Here is an 18,650-nt window from a genome sequence, read left to right on the forward strand (position 1 = left end):
GGAGCGCGATGGGAGATCGAAAGGTTCCGCGGGGATGGAAGTGGCTTCGGATCGGCCTGGATCTGATGGTGATCCAGGCTGCCTTCGTCCTGGCGTATTTCATGCGTTACCGGTGGGAGTGGTTCCGGGAGATCACCTTCGACGCGCCGTTCTCCGCCTATATCCCCTTCCAGATCGCCTGGACGGTCCTGCTGCTTTTAACCTTCCGCCTGGACCGGGTGTATCCGCCTCAGATGGGGGCGCCCTGGCTGGAGGAGATGTATCGCGTCCTCAACGCAGTGGCCAAGAGCACGCTGGTGCTCATGGCCGTGGTCTTTTTCTCTCAGTCTCTCTTCTACTCCCGGTTGATGTTTCTCGAGGCCGCCCTCCTGGTGGTGTTGATGCTGGGCGCCCTACGGCTCCTGGAGAGCCGGGTCGAGCGGATGCTGCGCCGGCGGGGCCTCGGGGTGGTACGCGCCCTAATCGTCGGGGCTGGGGATCTGGGGAGAGCGGTGATGCGAGCGGCCCTGGCCCGCCCGGAGTTGGGCTACCGGATCATCGGGTTTGTGGACGATGACCCGGAGAAGGCCTGCACGGACATCGGCCCCTTCCGCGCCCGGGGCACCCTGGAGGACCTGCCGCGGGTCCTGCGGGAGGAGGCGGTCGATGAGGTGATCATCACCCTCCCCCTGGCCTTCTACGATCGGATCCAGGAGGTGGTGCAACACTGCGAAGCCCATCGCGTCCCTGTGCGCATCGTCCCCGATCCCTTCCAGCTCACCCTGAGCCGCCTGGACGTGCGGGACCTGGATGGGATCCCCCTGATCGGGATCCGGGAGGCGCGTTTTTCGCCCTGGCAGTTCCGCATCAAGCGGGCCATGGATCTGATCCTGGCCACGGTCCTGCTGATCCTCGCGGCTCCCCTGATGGCCCTGATCGCCCTGGCCATCCGGCTGGATTCGCCCGGGCCGGTGATCTTCCGGCAGGTCCGGGTGGGGAAGGACGGCCGTCTGTTCACGATGTATAAGTTCCGCACCATGCGGGTGGGGGCGGAGCAGGAGCAGGAGCGCCTGCGGGCGCTGAACGAGGCCAGCGGCCCCCTCTTCAAGATCCGCAACGATCCGCGGGTGACGCGGGTGGGGCGGATCCTGCGCCGGCTGAGCCTGGACGAGCTGCCCCAGCTGGTCAATGTGCTCAAGGGGGAGATGAGCCTGGTGGGGCCGCGCCCGCCGGTTCCTTCAGAGGTAGAGGCTTACAAGCCCTGGCAGCGCCAGCGCCTGTCGGCCATCCCGGGGATGACCGGGCTGTGGCAGATCTCCGGCCGCAGCGACCTCACCTTCGACGAGATGTGCCTCCTGGACATCTACTACATTGAGAACTGGTCCCCGCTGCTGGACCTGGAGATCATGCTGCGCACCATCCCCCGCGTGATCATGGGAGAGGGGGCGTATTAGCGATCCCAGGGTGTGCCTTCACGGGTCCGCTCAGGTCCAGTCGCTTCAGGCTCTCCATGGATTCCTCCGGCGTGACCCTGGCCAGTCAAAGGATGCCCCAAAGGTTTTCAAAAGCCCTCCAGCCGGCTGAGATCGGCGATCCCGTCGGCCAGGTCGGCGATGGCCTGGAGCAGGGCCAGGCGGTTGCGGCGGAGGGCCTCCGCTTCGTGCATCACCAGGACCTCCTCGAAGAACCGGTCGATGAAGGGGGCCAGACGCTCCAGGGCGGCGACCAGGGATTCCACGGGGCTCTCCGGGCCCACCTGCTCCCGGGCGGCCTGCACGGCCTCCCACAGCGCCTGTTCGGCATCGCTCTCAAAGCGAGCGGGATCCACCGCCGGGGCCGGCTCGCTCCCTTCGGACCGGGCTTTGCGCAGAATGCGCACGCACCGGCTGTAAGCGGCCAGCAGGCGTGGCCAGTCGGGCCGTTCCACCGCCCGTTGGAGCGAGGCGACGCTTTCCGCCGTCCGCGCCGGATCGTCGCCCCGGGCCGCGAGGATCGCCTCGATGACATCGTAGCGATAGCCGGCCTCCTGGAGGGCGGCCCGCTGCCGGCCGATGAGGAAGGCCCGCACCTCCTCCAGGATCTCAGAAGTCACCGGCACCGGCTGGACGGTTGCCGCGGCGGCCAGACCCTGGGAGAGGGAGAACCGCAGGCCGTGGGCGGTGAGGATCTGAATCAGGCCGGCGGCCGCCCGGCGCAGGCCGTAGGGATCCGCGGAGCCGGAGGGCGCCAGCCCCACAGCGAACAACCCCACCAGGGAGTCCAGTCGGTCGGCGAGGCCCAGGGCGATCCCCGGCCGGGTCTGGGGAAGGGCGTCGCCGGCGAAGCGGGGGAGGTAGTGCTCGAAGATGGCGGTCGCCACCCCCTCCGGCTCGCCGCACCGGCGGGCGTATTCCCGCCCCATCACCCCCTGCAGCTCGGTGAGCTCGATGACCATCTGGGTGGCCAGGTCGGCCTTGCATAAATGCGCCGCTCGGGCAAGGAGCCGCATCTCTTCGGCGTCCAGCCCGAGCATCTCGCCGATGCGGGGAGCCAGGGCTTCCAGGCGGCGGGTCTTATCCAGCATCGAGCCCAGCCGCTCCTCGAAGGTCAGGGTGGCCAGGCGGGGGAGGAAGGTCTCCAGGTGCTGGCGGGTGTCGTGGTCGAAGAAATAGGCCGCGTCGGCGAAGCGGGCCCGCAGCACCGCCTCGTTCCCCTGGCGCACCTGCTCCAGCCCGCGCCGTCCGCCGTTGCGCACCGCCAGGAAGTAGGGGAGGAGCTGCCCATCGGGCCCGAGCACCGGGAAGTAACGCTGGTGCTTGCGCATCACCGTGATCAGAACCTCGGCGGGCAGGCGGAGGGCTTCGGGGTCGAACTGGCCCCGCAACACGGTAGGTGTCTCCACCAGGTTGGCCACCTCGGCTAGGAGCTCCGGGTCCTCCGGGACCGTCCCGCCCACCTCCGCAGCCAGCCGTTCCAGCTCCTTGCGGATCCGCGCCTGCCGCTCCGCCACCGGGAGCACGATACGGGCTCGACGCATGGTGGGGAAGTAGTCGGCGGCCTGGGCCAGGCGGAGGACCGGCGAGCCCCGAGGACGGGGCCCGCGGGTCTCGCGGCCGCTGCGGACGCCGGCGAACTCGAAGGGGATCACCTCGCGCCCGTAGAGGGCCACCAGCCAGCGGATGGGCCGGGAGAAGGCAACCCCGCTGCGGTTCCAGCGCATGCTCATCTCGAACTTCAGGCTGGTGATGAGTCGGGGGAGCAGCTCCGTCAGGACAGCGGGGGTCGGCTGCCCCTCGGCCCGCCGGATCACACCCACGTAGCGGCCCTCCGGGAGCTCCCGCACGGTCAGGGCCTCCACCGGGACGCCCTGGGCCCGGGCGAAGCCGAGGGCGGCGGGGGTGGGATGGCCCTCGGCGTCGAAGGCCACGTGGGCCGGCGGGCCCTTCACCCAGGTCTCTATCGCGCGGGTGCGGGGTTGCAGGCGGCGGACGTAGAGGACCAGCCGGCGCGGCGTTCCATGGACCTCCATCGACGCATACTCCAGCCGGGCCTCCGCGAACATGGCGGGGGCGTTCTCGGCCAGCTGGGCCAGGGCCGCCTCCAGATCTCGCGCGGGCAGCTCCTCTGTGCCGATCTCCAACAGGAGATCCTCCGCCTCCTCGACCGTGGGGAGGGGCGGCATGGGCTCGGGAGATGGCGGGGCGGGCGCCTTCCAGAGGAAGGGATAGCCCAGGCGCTCTCGCTGTTGCAGGTAGAGGGTGGCCACCTGGCGGGCCAGCTCCCGCATGCGGGCGAAGTAGCGGGCGCGCTCGGTGACCCCGATGGCCCCCCGGGCGTCCAGCAGGTTGAAGGTGTGGGAGCAACGCAGCACGTAGTCATGGGCCGGGATCACCAGGCCGCGGGCGATGCAGGCGCGGGCCTCCGCCTCATAGTGCTGAAACAGCTCCCGAAGCCGCTCAATGTCCGCCAGCTCGAAGTTGTAGACGCAGTGTTCAACCTCCGACGTCTTGAGGATCTCTCCGTAGGTGTGGGTGCCGTCCCAATCCAGATCCCAGACCGAGGGAACCCCCTGGAGGTAGAGGGCGATGCGCTCCAGCCCATAGGTGATCTCCACCGCCACCGGGTCCAGGGGGAGGCCGCCGGCCTGCTGGAAGTAAGTGAACTGGGTGATCTCCATCCCGTCCAGCCAGACCTCCCAGCCCAGTCCCCAGGCGCCCAGGGCGGGGGACTCCCAGTTGTCCTCCACGAACCGGACGTCGTGGCGGCGGAAGTCGATGCCCAGGGCCCGCAGGCTCTCCAGATAGAGCTCCTGAGGGTTGCCGGGATCCGGCTTGAGGATCACCTGGAACTGGTGATGGAGCTGCATCCGGTTGGGGTTCTCGGCGTAGCGGCCGTCGGCGGGCCGATAGGAGGGCTCCACGTAGGCCACCCGCCAGGGCTCAGGGCCCAGCACCCGCAACACAGTGGCCGGGTTCATCGTCCCGGCCCCCACCTTCTCGCTGTAGGGCTGCCAGATCAGGCAGCCCTGCTCCGCCCAGAACTCCTGCAGTCGGAGGATGATCTCCTGGAACGAGAGCGGACGTCGAGGCGCCATCCTGCCTCCTCTCCCGGGAATAAAAGGCGATGGGCGCGCGGGGGCGCCCACCGCCTCATTATCGCATAGCGCCGGCGGCGAGGGGAGGGGGCTACGCCGTCCCGAACTCCCGCCGCAGCTGCTCCGCGGCCTGGCGGATGGATCGGAGCTTGCGGAAGGCCACCTCCGGGGTGGCCACCGGGCGCTCAGCGAAGGTCCCGAAGCCGCAGTCCGGGTTCAGGAAGATCTGCGAGGGTTCGAAGTAGTTCAGGGCCTCCTTCACCCGGGCGACGATGAACTCAGGGGGCTCGATCTCGGCGGTGCGCGGGTTGACCACCCCCAGGCCCAGCTCCCGCTTCTGCCGGCACTCCCGGAAGACCTCCAGGTCGCCGGCCCGCGGGGTGGCGAACTCCAGCACCCACTGCTGCACCCGCATGGCCTCCAGGGTGCTCAGCAGCGGCCGGTAATCCCCGGTGAGCAGCGCCTCCTCCCGCGTGGTCCAATTCCCCCGGCAGATGTGGACGCCGATGCGCACCCCTTCCACCCCCAGCACCACCCGGTTGATCAGCTGGGCGGCCCAGGCCAGCTCCAGCTGGGGATCCTCCCCCGCGGCCGAGAGAGAGGCGCACATGAAAGTGCGGCTGTGGACCGGCGGCTGGAACACCACCTCGGTCAACACCGGCTCGTCCAGCTGGATGAAAGCCGCCCCCGCGTCCCGCAAGCGAAGGATCTCCTCCCGCAGGATGGCCACCACGTCCTGGGCCAGATCCTCCCGGGTGGGGTAGACCCGGTCGGAGAGGCCCTGCACCCACATGGTGCGGGTGAGCAGGTAGGGGCCGGGGAGGGGGATCTTGATCGGCCGGTCGGTGTGCCGACGCAGGAACTCCAGCTCGTCCAGAGCCAAGGGCATCTTCAGGCGGATCTTATCCACCGCCACCGGGGTCTTGATGGCGTAGGCCGGGACGTCCAGCTGGCGGAGGATCTGCTCGAAGTAGGATTTGTCCTCCGCGTAGTCATACATCTCGGCCACACTCATCATGCGGACCCCTTCCAGCTTCTCGACGACGAAGGAGTAGAAGTTGTCGCGGCGCTGTTCGCCGTCGCTGACGATCTCCACACCCGCCTCCTCCTGGGCCCGCAGGGCCTCCAGGGCGGCGCGGTCGGCGATCTCCTGGAACTCCTGATACGAGAGCTGGCCGGCGTGGCGCTTGCGCAAGGCCTCCAGCAGCCATGGCGGCCGCGGCCAGCTGCCCACCACCGTCACCGGAAAGAGTGGCAATCCGTTGCGCGCCATCGTTCCCTCCTGGGAATGGATACGGATCGAGATAGGGAAACCCCGGCTGCCCCCTCAGCAGGGCATCCCACCGCGGGACCCCGGAGAGCTCTCCTCCGTTTCGGGGGAATACCGGAACCACCAGCCTGAGACCGTGGCGATCTCCGTGCGCAGGGCCACCGGGCGGGTGAAGGTGTTGCCGACGGGGGAGGTGGCCACCGTTTCCTCCCACAGGGCCTGTAGAGTCTCCTCATCGGCGTCCGCGTCTACGTAAGCCTTGGCGATGACCTCTCCGTAGCCGGGGTGGCCCTCTCCCTCGAAGCCCAGAAAGCGCAGGAGGTTCTCGATGCGCCCCTCCAGGGCCACCTCCAGGTTCCGAACGGCGATGCCGCGGCGGGTAGCGTGGAAGATGAAGCCCAGGCCCAGGCAGGCCCCCAGCGCCCCCAGAGCATACTCCAGGGCGCTCAGGCCGGCCTCCCGCCCCGAGCGATCCACCGACTCATCCACCGTGAAGGATTGGTTGCGGATGTAGACCCGGCCCCGCAGGCCCTCCTCCCATCGGAAGCGGGCCCAGCGCCGGGGCTGGACCGCCTCCGGGCGAGCCCGGACTTCCTCCAGCATCTGTTGCAGAGCCTCCAGATCGACGCCGTTCAGCGAAGCGCTCATCCCGGGTGCCTCCTCTTGAATCGGATCGTCCGCCTCAAGCGGCTGTCGCCCGACGGAGCTCGGGTCGCAGGGTCACCGGGCGGGCCAGCGTGTTGCCCACCGGCGAGGTGGCCACCGTCTCCTCCCAGATCGCCCGGAGGGTCTCCTCGTCGGCGTCGGCGTCCACATAGGCTTTGACGATGATCTCGCGGTAGCCCGGGTGCCCTTCCTGGCTCAGCCCCAGGAAGGTGAGGATGTTATCGATCTCCCCCTCCAGGGCGATCTCCAGGTTGCGGAGAGGGATCCCACGTTTGGTGGCGTTGAGGACGAAGCCGACGGTGAGGCAAGCCCCAAGGGCCCCCAGCACATATTCCACCGCGTTGGGGGCCTCGTCCTGGCCCACCAAATCGGCGGGTTCGTCCACCACAAAGGAGTGGTTCCGGATGTAGGCCCGTCCCTTGAACCCTCCCAACCAGCGCACCCGTGCCGTCCAGCGGTTCAGGGAGCGGGCGGCCTCTGGATCCGTCTGCACCTGCGCGCTCAGCTGTTGCAGCTGCTCCACATCCAGGCCGTTCAGCACCAGTCCCATGGGAAACCTCCTCAAAAGGGTGTGAATGGGCGTTCCCGGAGAACGGATCCAATGCGTGGATGGGGAGAAGCGGGAGCAGGAAGGGGAAAAGCCGGCCGGTCCGGGGATCTGCGGGATCAACCCCCTCCTGACCCCCGCGGCGGACACCTGCAGTTCGAAGGAAGAACCCGAAGCGGATCGATCCCCGACATGTCCAGTCCCTCCGAGATCGGCGCGCTCCGGCCGGCGATGTGTTTTCATGATACACGCAGGAGCCCTCTACCTGTCAACTCAGTCCCAGCCGGCATCGCTTCTCTCCATCCACCGATCGACTGGCTTAAGCCTTGCATTCGGGTCCGCACGATCCCGCGTGGGCCTGTATCTTCATCTGCGAGCGCCGCCCCACGGACAGGAAGGCCCATGGGTTTCCTCATCCCAGATCTCTATCCGCTATAATCCACTTAGGCGAATGGAAACCGCGGAAGGAGCCCGGTCTGCTTGAACCGGAGGTAGGGATGGGGATCCGGCTGGATCTGCTGCATCGGGTGACGGATGAGGAGCTGTGGGAGCTTTCGGAGCGCAATCCGGGCTATCAATTCGAGCGCACCGCGGACGGGAGGTTGATCGTGACCCCCACCGGTGGCGAGAGCGGACGACGGAGCGGGGAGATCGTCGGACAGCTTCGGGAGTGGAACCGCCGGGCCCGCCTGGGGGTGGTTTTTGATTCCTCCACGGGTTTTCGGCTTCCGGATGGGTCGCTGTTTGCACCGGATGCTTCATGGGTGCGGCGGGAGCGGTGGGAGGCTCTCAGTCGGGAGGAGCGGGAGGGGTTTGTCCCCCTTTGTCCGGATGCGGTGTTTGAGGTGCGCTCGGCTTCCCAGAGCCTGGGGGAGCTGCGGGAGAAGATGACGGTCTATCTGGCCAACGGCGCCCGCCTGGGCGTGCTGATCGACCCCTACCGCAAAGCCGTGGAGATCTACCGCCCCGGCGCCCCGGTGGAGCGATACGAAGGAGTCCAGCAGGTGCCCCTGGACCCCGAGCTCCCCGGCTTCACCCTGGAACTGGGGCCGATCTTCGAGTGAGGAGGCGGGGATGGGGATCCGGCTGGATCTGCTGCATCGGGTGACGGATGAGGAGCTGCGCGAGCTTTCGGAGCGCAACCCGGGCTATCAGTTCGAACGCACCGCCGACGGGAGGCTCATCGTGACCCCCACCGGCTTAGAAAGCGGACGACGAAGCGGGGAAATCTTCGGGCAGCTTCGGGATTGGAACCGCCGAACCCGTTTGGGGGTGGTCTTGGATTCTTCCACAGGCTTCCGGCTTCCCGATGGGTCGTTGCTTTCCCCGGACGCCTCGTGGGTGCGGCGGGAGCGATGGGAAGCCCTCAGCCCCGAACAGCGCGAAGGCTTCGGCCCCTTCTGCCCCGACGCCGCCTTCGAAGTCCGCTCCGCCTCCCAAAGCCTGGGAGAACTACGAGAGAAGATGGAGACCTACCTGGCCAACGGCGCCCGCCTGGCCGTGCTGATCGACCCCTACCGGCGCGCGGTGGAGATCTACCGTCCCGGCGCCCCGGTGGAGCGATACGAAGGAGTCCAGCAGGTGCCCCTGGACCCCGAGCTCCCCGGCTTCACCCTGGAACTGGGGCCAATCTTCGAGTGAGGAGGCGGGGATGGGGATCCGATTGGATTTGCTGCATCGGGTGACGGATGAGGAGCTGTGGGAGCTTTCGGAGCGCAATCCGGGCTATCAATTCGAGCGCACCGCGGACGGGAGGCTGATCGTGAGCCCTACTGGCGGCGAGAGCGGGCGGCGTAGCCTGAAGGTAGCCTATCAACTGGAACGCTGGAACGAGCGGGCCCGCCTGGGGGTGGTTTTTGATTCTTCCACGGGTTTTCGGCTTCCGGATGGGTCGCTGTTTGCGCCGGATGCTTCGTGGGTGCGGCGGGAGCGGTGGGAGGCTCTCAGTCAGGAGGAGCGGGAGGGGTTTGTTCCCCTTTGTCCGGATGCGGTGTTTGAGGTGCGGTCGGCTTTCCAGAGCCTGGGGGAGTTGCGGGAGAAGATGGAGGCTTATCGGGCCAACGGGGCGCGGGTGGGGGTGCTGATCGATCCTTATCGGCGGGCGGTGGAGGTTTATCGGCCCGGCGCCCCGGTGGAGCGATACGAAGGAGTCCAGCAGGTGTCCCTGGACCCCGAGCTCCCGGGGTTCATCCTGGAGCTGGAGCCGATCTTCGAGTGAGCCGGGCTTCTTCGTTTGGGTCTGAAGGCGCACCAGGGCTCCGGTCTCCCCGGCGATCTCCTACCCGAGGTGGAGAAGTCGACTGAGGAGGGCATGGGGCGCCAGCCTGCCTCGGAGTCGGAGCCATCGCGCCCTCCACCCCCGGCTTCGAGGAAGATCAGCCAGGGTGCGCACCCGCAGGGCCCGGCGGACCGCTCCGGGGGTCCAGCCCGGAGGGAGGGGCGCGTGCACCGTCACCGTCCGCCCAGGGGGCAGATCGAAGAAGTTGTCGCTGAAGACGATGTCAGCTCCCGGGAGCATCAGGGTGACGAAGCGGGCCAGGGCGCGGGCGCGCAGGGTGATCCTCATGGTTTCTCCTTGAGCCTCCACTTCCACCATCAGGCCAGGATCCGGCAGACGCAGGGCCTTCTCAGGGGCGAAGAGAGCCACACGCAGATCCTGCCGCGTTCCTTCCTCCCACCGCTCCGCCACGAAGGCCAGCGCCCGCCGATGGCGGCGCCGCCACGCCCCGACCTCCACCACGCGGATGAGGGTCCCTTGCAGCGGGGGCGCTTCCGCAATTTCTTCCCCTCGCTCGAGCACCTGCCCCTCGAAGGTCTCCAGGGACCAGCGGATGGTCCCCCGCCAAGGATAAGGGGTGTCGTTTAAGAGAAAGATCTCCACACGGTCCTCCTGCGCGTCCAGGGAGAGGGCGATAGGGGCAAAGAAGCGGCGGGCCGCGTAATGGAGGGCTTTCCATCGGCCGTAGACATCCAGGCTCGACCAGGAGATGGCGGGCCAGGTGTCGTTGAGCTGCCAGTAGAGGGCCCCGCCGCACCGGTTGCGGTGGCGCCGCCAGTATTCTACAGCCTGCCGCACAGCCTCCGCCTGGGCGATCTGGGTGAGCCAGGCCAGATCCTCCAGGTCCTCCGGGATCGGGAACCGCTCCGTGAGGTAATACAGGAGCCGCTGCATCCCGCCGGGGTCCCGCTGGCGGCGGCGGAGGGCAGGCGCGCGGAGGGTGGGATGCGGAGGCAGTCCGAAGGCGGCGAGGGTTCCCGAGGTCGGCAGCGACTGCAGGCCGAACTCGCTCACGAACCGGGGGATACGGGCCCGATAGGCGGCGATGGGGGCCAGGCCGTGCCAGACCCGCCAGAGGTGGGCGTCGCCCCGTCGGTCGCCGTTGACTTCCCGGCGGAAAGCTCCGGAGGAGGGGGAGCCGGGCCAGTAAGGCCGGTCGGGGTCCTCGGCCCGGACCCATTCGGGGAGCGTGTGGTAGAAGAAGCGCTCGTGGGCGGCGGCCAGGCAGGCCAGCTCCGCTCCCCGCCTCCAACCCTGCCAGCGCCACAACGGCCACAGCATCTCGATCTCGTTGTTGCCGCACCAGAGGGCGAGGGAAGGGTGATGCCGCAGGCGGCGGACGTTCTCGCTCACCTCCGCCCGCACCTCCTCTAAAAATTCCGGCTCGTCGAGGGGATAGAGCATACAGGCGAAGGGGAAATCCTGCCAGACCAGGATCCCATAGCGATCGCACAGAGCATAGAAGCGATCATCCCCGTAGCCCCCGCCGCCCCAAACCCGCAGCACGTTCATCCCCGCAGCGGCCGCGCTCCGAACCAGCCGATCCAGATCCTCCTCCGGCACGAAAGGGCTTCGGGCGTCGAGCGGGACGACGTTAGCGCCTTTGGCGAAGAGGGGGACGCCGTTGACGACGAAGACGAAGGATTCGCCCCACGCATCTTTCTCCTGCTGAAGCGCCAGCGTTCGCAGCCCCAGGATCTCCCGCCTCCGGTCCAGAAGGCGATCCCCGGATCGCAGCTCCGTCTCTACAACGTAGAGGGGCTGCTCCCCCAGCCCGTGGGGCCACCAGCGATGGGGGCGCAAGACGGGCAGCTCCACCGTGAAGGCCTCCTCCTCCACGGGAAGCTCCCATCGGGTGACGTTGCCTTCCGGATCCATCAGGGTGATCCGCATGGAGAGGGGAAGATCCCGCCAGCGTTCCACCTGTGCTTGAAGCGCCAGGATCACCCGCTCCCCGTGATGGTGCTGGCGGATATGCAGATCGGCGATGCGGGCGATCGAGAACCCCTCCAGGGCCACGGGGCGCCAGATCCCCATCGGGGGGAGCTCCGGCCCCCAATCCCAGCCGAAGTGGCTGGGCGCCTTGCGCAGGTGGGCGACCCCGGGGTGCCCGAGGCCAGGGAGGGGGCGGCGGCGGTGCTGCGCCCGGACGAAGGCGAGGGGCGAGCGCAGGCGGATGAGGAGGACGTTGACGCCGGGACGGAGCAGGGGCTTCACCGCCCAGCGATACGAGCGGAACATGTTGCGGGCCTCGCCCAGGCGCTCCCCGTTGAGGAAGACCTCCGCCAGGGTGTCCAGCCCTCCACACACCAGCTCCACCCGCTCCGCGGCGGCGAGGGCAAAGTCAGACTGAAAGGCGCAGCGGTATTCCCAATCCTTCTCCGCAACCCAGGCGGCGCGGCGCAGGCCATCTCCGAGGAAAGGGTCCGGGATCCGGCCGAGGGCGAGCAGATCCAGGTGGACGCTGCCGGGCACCCGCGCCGGCAGCCATTCCGTCCCGTCCGCGGATCGGAACCACCAGGGCCCGGAGAGGATCTGACGGTGCATCGCTTCCCGTTGTCTTCCGAATCACCGAGGATTAGGAGAGGGGGAAGGAGGATTCCAATCCCAAGCGCTCCCGGAAGATAGCGGAAGGGCCCCCGGATCTTCCGGCCCCTCCAGTTCCTGCAGGATGCGCTCCAGCATCCATCATACTTCTGAAGCCCGGGAGGGGTGAACGCGAAGGGTTTCCTCCCAGGCGGCGGTCAACGACCGGATGTCCGCGAAGACCAGGTCGGGCTGGATCGAGCTTTCGGCCAGCCTCTCCGGGGTGGTCGCTCCGGAGAGCACCAGAATGGTGAGGAGGCCGGCGCGCTTCCCGCCCAGGATGTCGGTGGGCAGCTGGTCGCCGATCACCGCGGTGGTCTCCGGGGCGGCTCCCATTCGCTCCATGGCGATCTGGAACATCAGGGGCTCCGGCTTCCCTACTACCACGGGGGTGACGCCTGTGGCCCGCTCCAGGAAGGCCAGGGTGGCCCCGTTGCCCGGATAAAGCCCATCCTCCCCCGGCCACACCGGGTCCGGGTTGGTCCCAATGAAGCGGGCGCCGTTCCAGATGGCCCGGGCGGCTCGAGCCAGCTTCTCATACGTGAGCCCCCAGTCCAGGCCGACCACCACGAAATCGGCGTGTTCTTCGTCGACCACCTGAAAGCCTGCCTCGGCCAGGGCGGCGCGGAGGGCCTGTTCGCCGATCACCAGCACCCGGGCGCCCGGGGAGGCGATCCGCCGGAGGTAGAGGGCAGTGGCGTCGCAGGAAGGGAGCACCTCCTCGGGGCGCACCGCCACGCCGAAGCGGGCCAGCTGCGCGACGTAATCGTCCCGGGAGCGGCTGGCGTTGTTCGTGGCCAGGATGAAGCGGATCTCGTGGCGGCGCAGGAAATCGAAGAAGTCCGTGAGGCCCTCCATCGGCCGTTTCCCGCGCCACAGCACGCCGTCCATGTCGATGATCAGATGACGGATGCGTTGCAGGCGCTCCATCTCGGAATCGCTCCGGGGCAGGGTGGATCGGGACGTTTAAGTCTACAGGTTACGGATCGTCTCTCGATAGGCTTCCGGGGTGTCGATGTCCATCACCCAGGAAGGATCGGGCACCGGGACCATGGCCGCGGCCTCCGGGAAGGCGCGCACGAGGGCTCGTCCCCCCTGTTCTCCCTGTAGGGTCATCAGGGCCGGGAACAGGGGGCGGGCGAACAGGGCCGGCGGACGAGGTTCTCCCTCCAGCATGCCGACCACCATTGGCCGTCCGGCGGCGCGATGGATCTCGATGAGCCGGTTCAGCCAGCGTGGGCGCACCAGCGGTTGATCCACCTGGAGGAGGATGAAAGCCTCGACGCTGGGGGGCAGCGCCTGCAGGCCGGCCCGGATCGAGCGGCTCATCCCTTCCTGCCAGTTCGGGTTATCGACGATCTGGACGGGCAGCCCTTGTAAGGCTTGGCGCACGGCCTCGGCCTGCGCCCCCACCACGACGATCAGGGGATCCAGCCCAGCCCGCCGGGCGAGGGTGGTCACGTGACGGACCAGCGGGCGGCCGTGCCAGTCCGCCAGGGCTTTGGGGCTGCCGAACCGCCGCCCCTCCCCAGCGGCCAGCACGATCCCAGCCACTCGGGGAGCTGCCGGTCCGACGAGGGCGACCGGGTCTCCCCCTACGAGGGCCACCACACGCTCGAAAACAGCCTGTGGGAGCGCCGCGCACACCCTCTCGAAGGCTTCCGGATCGAAGGTGCGCTCCCGGGTGAGGATCAGGAGGCGGCGGGCCCCGGAGGGGATCCCTTTTTGCCCACCCTGCGGATGGGAGACCAGAGCCGCCAGCCATTCCGGTGTGACCGGGTCCTCCGGGTGCCCGCCGAGGTGGGCGAGGGCAAGGGCGCTGCGGTGGGTGACCGCGCCGATGGGGCGGCCGATGGCCTCCAGGCTGGCCACCACCGCCACGGCGTCGACCTCAGCGGGCAGGGCCGGCTCATGGTCCGCCGGCCATTTCAGCACCATCCGGCGCGCGCCGTCCGCTTCGATCAGCCAGGAGGCCTCTGGCATCCGGAGGATCAACCGGTCGAGGTGCTCGGGCGGCGGCCCCTGGATCTTCCAAGGATGGGCCGGGTAGGGACCGTTCGGAGGCTCCGCGAGGGCCTCCATCCGCCGGGCTCCGAGCACCCAGCGGGGGAGCCGCCGGAAGAGGGCTCGGAGCAGCTCCGGGGAGGGCGCCTCACTCAGCAGCAGGCCGATCCCTTCCGGGAGCACCGGCTCCACGATATGTGTGGTGGTCGTCCACACCGCCGGGGCGTCCGGTCCTCCCAACTCGTGCAAGAGGCGCCAGGCCGTTGTGGTTTTGCCACCGGCTCCGACGAAGGCGATCACCGCGCCGGGCGCCAGCCCCAGCGCCTCGTGGAGGGCAGCCGGCGCGGTCCGGACGGTCAGGGCCTCCCTCATGCATCTCCCTCCGGAAGGGGGAAGCGGCGGCGGAGGAACTCCCAGGCGACCCGGTCGATGGCATCGCCGGGCTGCCAGCGCTCCTCCAGGTTCTCGATGCCGAACAGCGTCTCCAGGGCGCGGCGGGTGGCCTCGTCATAAACCCCGGTGATCTCGCCGGTGTAAAGGCCGACGTGGCGCAGCAGGCGCTGGATCTCCCGGGCCAGCGCGGCGTCGATAGGGATCTGGTCCTCCGGCCGAGGGGTTCCGAAGTAGAGGTGATGGAGCTCCACCAGATCCTTCAGCTTCGCCACCGGGTCCGGGTCGTCGTCCACCCGGAGGTCCATGTAGCGGTCGTTGAAGCCGCCGTAGCCGCCGCCCTCGCGGACCACCAGGATGGCGGCGGACTGACGGCCGCGGCGGTCGCCGCCGGCGCGGTCGCCGGCGAGCAGGGCGGCGACCAGGCGATCCGCCAGCTCCCCGGTCGTTTTCACAAACGTCTCGGCCATGGCCTCCAGGGTGCGCGCGTCCACCAGGAGGTTGCCCTGACAACAGAACCCTTCGCCGATCCGGTGGCCGGCCCACGGGAGGCATTCGGCACCGGTGAAAGCGGCAGCCCGGCCGGCCCGGTCCACCAGGCCGACCTGACGCTTCTCGCGCTCGGGGTCGGCGGCCAGGAGGTGGGCCAGGGTTTCTTCGGCGGAGAGCCCCTTGGCCATCCGGTCCAGGCCTTCGGGGCCGAAGCGGGTGTTGGCGTAGGACTGGGTGGCGACCGCCCCGGCGCCGGCCCGGGCCCAGGGCACCACGGCGCCGGCGGCCAGGAACTTGGAGGCCACGGCCACGCCCCACTCCTGGCGGGCCGGGTCGAAGGCCACGATGGAGAAGGTGGCGCACAAGATCATCTTGGCCTCCCGGGCGTCTGAAGTCGTATGGAAAAAGATGCCCTCCGGTCGGCGCAGGCCGATCGCGGGGGGCGTTCACTCTGAATTCTCGGTCTTCGATGGCGGAAAGGTCACAGTTATAGGAAGGGTTTTAACCCTAAACCCTGGATCTTCGACGGCGCAGGGGTCGGGGCTGAAGCCGCTCCTACCCATATTGATCTTAATGACGCAGGGTCGCGGCGAGAGCCGTTTCTACTCGGTCACCACCGGGATGATCATCGGACGACGGCGGGTGTGGCGGTAGAGATAGTCGGCGAGGGCGTTCTGGATCCGTTGGGCGAGGGCTTGGCGGGACTTCCCCTCCCCGTTCGCTGAGCGCGCGGTCTCGAGGATCAGCTCCTCGGCTCCCGCGAGCAGCTCCTCCGCCTCCCGGGCGAAGGTAAACCCGCGGGTGATCAGCTCCGGCCGCCCGATGATCCGCCCGGTGCGGGGATCCCGCCGCACAATGGCGACCACGAACCCTTCGCGGGAGAGGACCTCGCGCTCCCGCAACACCTCCGGGCCGATATCGCCGATGAGGGCCCCGTCCACGAAGACGTAACCACCGGGCACCCGCTCGGCGATCCGCCCCTGGCCGTCCCGGAACTCGATGACCCAGCCGTTCTCCACAGTGAAGATGCGCTCGGCCGGGATCCCCAGCTCCATGGCCAGGCGGGCGTGGGCCTTCAGATGCCGGATCTCGCCGTGGATGGGGATGAAATACTGAGGCCGGACTAGGTTGATCATCAGCTTCAGCTCTTCCTGGCTGGCGTGGCCGGAGACGTGCACGGGGGCGATCGGATCATAGAGCACATCGGCTCCCCGCTGGAAGAGCCGGTTGATGGTTCGATGCACCATCTCTTCGTTGCCCGGGATCGGGTGGGCGGAGAGGATGACCGTGTCGCCCGGCACGATCTTGAGCTGGGGATGCTGGCCGGCGGCCATGCGGGCCAGCACCGAGGAGGGCTCTCCCTGGGCCCCGGTGGTGAGGATCACCACCTGAGACGGCGGATACCGATCCATCTCGTCGAGGCGGATGAGCACCCCGGGAGGGATCTCCAGATAGCCCAGCTTCTGGGCGATCTTTACGTTCTCCAGCATGCTGGTCCCGGCGAAGGCGACCTTGCGCCCGTGGCGGACCGCGGCCTGGATCACCTGCTGGAAGCGAGAGATCAGGGAGGCGAAGGTAGCCACGATGATGCGGCCCTTCGCCTGGCGGAACGCGGCGTCGAAGGCCGGGTCGATCACCCGCTCCGAAGGCGTCCAGCCGGGGCGGTCGGCGTTGGTGCTGTCAGAGAGCAGAGCCAGCACCCCCCGCTTGCTGAACTCTGCCAGGGTGGCGAAATCCGTCGGCTTGCCGTCCACCGGCGTCTGGTCGAACTTGAAATCCCCGGTGTGGACGATCAGGCCCGCCGGGGTGGTGATCCCCAGCCCCACGCCGTCCGGGATGCTGTGGCAGACCCGGAACAGCTCCACGGTGAAGGGCCCGATGGTCAGCCGGTCCCCGGCCTGCACCGTGTGCAGGGTGACCCCCTCTATGACCTTCGCCTGCTTGAGCTTGACCTCGATCAGCCCCCGGGTCAGGGGCGTGGCGTAGACCGGCGCCGGGATCTCCCGGATCAGGAACGGGAGGGCCCCAATGTGGTCCTCATGCCCATGGGTGACCACGATGGCCCGTACCCATGCCTTCTTGTCCCGTAAATACTGCCAGTCGGGGATGATGAAATCCACCCCCAGCATGTCGTTCTCCGGGAACATGATCCCGGCGTCGATGATCAGGATGTTGCGGCCATATTCGATCGCCATCATGTTCTTGCCGATCTCCCCCAACCCTCCCAGGGGCACAATCCGTAACACCTGAGCCATTGTGCAATTCGCCTCCTGCGTAGAACAGTTCAGATTTCGCTCTCCTTGCGATGTTACACTGCCTGCTTGTCCCATGCAGCGGGCATCTCAACGCCCGCGTAGATCCTTCCTGAAACGAAAAGGCCGCCAGCACCCCCTCGGGCATCCGGCGGCCCCATCCCGAATTGCCTGTGAGCAGGTCTTTCGCTTCCTTCATCGTTCTTTATTGTAGGAGATCTCTTGCGATCCGTCAACTCCGCTCGCCTCCGAGGTGTGTCCCAAAATCGTAGGACAACTGCGAGCAGTCGTCCTACAAGGCGGCCAGGCCCAGCAAAATCGGAACACACCCTGCCTCGAAAGACGTGCAGGCATCGAGGCGAGCCGGGCTCTCTCCCGGGGCATCCCCCTTCCTCTCCCTTCCCTTTTATGTCCGAACCCCAGCGGTCCTTCCCCTTGGCAGGGAACGGTGTTTTGCGTTATAAACAAGGCTCGGTTTCTCAACCATATCAATGGCCGTTGAGGTGTCCTCGGCCTGGGCGGCGAAGGGGGAGGCGCAGGATCACCGGATGTCTACCCGGAAGAAGCGAAACCTCTGGCATCGGAGGGACGGATGATCCCGAATCGCACGCGGGCCCGGTTGCGCGACGGAGCGGCGACCGTGGGGGCCTGGCTGGGCCTGGGCAGCCCCTACGCGGCGGCCCTGATGGCCCGCTTGGGCTTCGACTGGCTGGTGGTGGACACGGAGCACAGCCCCTTCAGCTACGACGCCATGGCCCAAAGCGTGATGGCCATCCTCCCCACCGGCACCACCCCGCTGGTCCGGGTGCCGTGGAACGACCCCACGTGGATCAAGCTGGCCCTGGACACCGGAGCGCTGGGGATCGTGGTGCCGATGGTGATGAACGGCGAGGAAGCCCGGCGGGCCGCGGAGGCCGCCCGCTTCCCACCCCGGGGGATCCGCTCGGTAGGGGCCTGGCTGGGGCCCTGCCTGCACGGGACGGACTACCTGCAGGCCATCGACGACGAGGTCCTGGTGGTGGTCCAGATCGAACACATCCGGGCAGTGGAGCGGGCCGACGAGATCTGCGGAGCGGAGGGGGTGGACGTGGTGTTCATCGGCCCCAATGATCTGGCCTCCTCGATGGGTCTGCGAGGGACAGACTTCCGGGAGAACCCGGCCTGGGAGGAAGCCGTCCAGACGGTCCTGCGGGCTGCCCAGCGGGCCGGCCGGCCAGCGGGGATGATGTGCATGTCCGTTGAGGAAGCCGTGCACCGGTGGGCCCAGGGCTTCCGGTTCCTCGCCGTGGCCTCCGACGCCCGCTACATCGAACAGATGGCCGGGGAGATCCTGCGACGGTGGAACGGCTCCCTTTCATAAGGCGGTCTGCGAATGATTTGTGTGGAGCCTCAAAGAAAGAGGCCCGGCCGCGCGGCCGGGCCTCTGCGCTCTGGGGAGGGAGGACTCGAACCTCCACCCTCGGCTCCAAAGGCCGGTGTCCTGCCCCTTAGACGACTCCCCACCGCTCTCTCATTATAGCGCGGCGTCGTCCTCGAGGCCAGCGCCAGCCCTCTCTCACGGCTGGTGGGGGTTGAAGGTCCGGATGAAGGCGATGATGTCCGCCAGATCCTGA

14 protein-coding genes and 1 tRNA gene are annotated in these 18,650 nt (G+C 68.1%); 5 read left to right on the forward strand and 10 right to left on the reverse strand.

Features of this window, described 5'->3' with window-relative positions; all coding sequences use genetic code 11:
• Positions 1-8 precede the first annotated feature (8 nt).
• A complete protein-coding gene (locus tag CFB18_RS13945; RefSeq protein WP_159461776.1) occupies positions 9-1,433 on the forward strand; it encodes an undecaprenyl-phosphate glucose phosphotransferase in 1,425 nt (474 codons plus the stop codon).
• Between the two features lie 107 nt (positions 1,434-1,540).
• On the opposite strand, the gene glyS is transcribed toward CFB18_RS13945, so the two are convergent.
• The 4 genes from glyS to CFB18_RS13965 form a co-directional block, all read right to left on the reverse strand.
• Positions 1,541-4,552 (reverse strand): glycine--tRNA ligase subunit beta, encoded by a 3,012-nt coding sequence (gene glyS, locus CFB18_RS13950; protein ID WP_088572408.1) that lies wholly within the window; start codon positions 4,550-4,552, stop codon positions 1,541-1,543.
• A 91-nt stretch (positions 4,553-4,643) separates the two neighbouring features.
• Positions 4,644-5,825 carry a cobalamin-independent methionine synthase II family protein gene (locus CFB18_RS13955; protein WP_088572409.1) on the reverse strand — a complete coding sequence of 394 codons (1,182 nt, stop codon included), beginning with the start codon at positions 5,823-5,825 and terminating at the stop codon, positions 4,644-4,646.
• Positions 5,826-5,879: 54 nt separating this feature from the next.
• Positions 5,880-6,470, reverse strand: coding sequence for an OsmC family protein (locus CFB18_RS13960; RefSeq protein WP_088572410.1), 591 nt, complete (start codon positions 6,468-6,470; stop codon positions 5,880-5,882).
• Between the two features lie 34 nt (positions 6,471-6,504).
• The gene (locus CFB18_RS13965) at positions 6,505-7,038 is read right to left on the reverse strand and encodes an OsmC family protein (protein ID WP_088572411.1); all 534 of its coding nucleotides are present in this window, start codon (positions 7,036-7,038) and stop codon (positions 6,505-6,507) included.
• 494 nt (positions 7,039-7,532) lie between these two features.
• Here CFB18_RS13965 and CFB18_RS13970 point away from each other — a divergent pair, with 494 nt between their 5' ends.
• Genes CFB18_RS13970 through CFB18_RS13980 form a run of 3 tightly spaced genes read left to right on the forward strand, consistent with a single transcriptional unit; the run spans position 7,533 to position 9,253 of the window.
• On the forward strand, positions 7,533-8,099 hold the full coding sequence (locus tag CFB18_RS13970; RefSeq protein WP_088572412.1) for a Uma2 family endonuclease: 567 nt from the start codon (positions 7,533-7,535) through the stop codon (positions 8,097-8,099).
• 10 nt (positions 8,100-8,109) lie between these two features.
• Positions 8,110-8,676, forward strand: a complete 567-nt coding sequence (locus tag CFB18_RS13975; RefSeq protein WP_088572413.1) for a Uma2 family endonuclease — start codon at positions 8,110-8,112, stop codon at positions 8,674-8,676.
• A gap of 10 nt (positions 8,677-8,686) precedes the next feature.
• Positions 8,687-9,253 carry a Uma2 family endonuclease gene (locus CFB18_RS13980; protein ID WP_088572414.1) on the forward strand — a complete coding sequence of 189 codons (567 nt, stop codon included), beginning with the start codon at positions 8,687-8,689 and terminating at the stop codon, positions 9,251-9,253.
• A 60-nt stretch (positions 9,254-9,313) separates the two neighbouring features.
• On the opposite strand, the gene CFB18_RS13985 is transcribed toward CFB18_RS13980, so the two are convergent.
• From CFB18_RS13985 to CFB18_RS14005, 5 genes are all read right to left on the reverse strand, one after another.
• Positions 9,314-11,860 (reverse strand): beta-mannosidase, encoded by a 2,547-nt coding sequence (locus CFB18_RS13985; RefSeq protein ID WP_200808234.1) that lies wholly within the window; start codon positions 11,858-11,860, stop codon positions 9,314-9,316.
• Positions 11,861-12,001: 141 nt separating this feature from the next.
• Positions 12,002-12,829: an HAD-IIA family hydrolase gene (locus CFB18_RS13990; protein WP_088572415.1), complete on the reverse strand. Its 828-nt coding sequence runs from the start codon at positions 12,827-12,829 to the stop codon at positions 12,002-12,004.
• 42 nt (positions 12,830-12,871) lie between these two features.
• Entirely contained in the window at positions 12,872-14,275 is a 1,404-nt protein-coding gene (gene yqeC / locus CFB18_RS13995) for a selenium cofactor biosynthesis protein YqeC (protein WP_088572416.1), read from the reverse strand.
• Positions 14,272-15,156 (reverse strand): DUF1028 domain-containing protein, encoded by an 885-nt coding sequence (locus CFB18_RS14000; RefSeq protein WP_200808235.1) that lies wholly within the window; start codon positions 15,154-15,156, stop codon positions 14,272-14,274. Before CFB18_RS14000 ends, yqeC begins: the two co-directional genes overlap by 4 nt.
• A 231-nt stretch (positions 15,157-15,387) precedes the next feature.
• The gene (locus tag CFB18_RS14005; RefSeq protein ID WP_088572417.1) at positions 15,388-17,040 is read right to left on the reverse strand and encodes a ribonuclease J; all 1,653 of its coding nucleotides are present in this window, start codon (positions 17,038-17,040) and stop codon (positions 15,388-15,390) included.
• A gap of 589 nt (positions 17,041-17,629) precedes the next feature.
• Here CFB18_RS14005 and CFB18_RS14010 point away from each other — a divergent pair.
• Positions 17,630-18,397 (forward strand): HpcH/HpaI aldolase family protein, encoded by a 768-nt coding sequence (locus tag CFB18_RS14010; protein WP_088572418.1) that lies wholly within the window; start codon positions 17,630-17,632, stop codon positions 18,395-18,397.
• A 70-nt stretch (positions 18,398-18,467) separates the two neighbouring features.
• On the opposite strand, the gene CFB18_RS14015 is transcribed toward CFB18_RS14010, so the two are convergent.
• Positions 18,468-18,539 (reverse strand) — tRNA-Gln (locus tag CFB18_RS14015).
• Positions 18,540-18,650: the final 111 nt, after the last annotated feature.

The organism is Thermoflexus hugenholtzii JAD2, assembly GCF_900187885.1.
GTDB lineage: Bacteria > Chloroflexota > Anaerolineae > Thermoflexales > Thermoflexaceae > Thermoflexus > Thermoflexus hugenholtzii.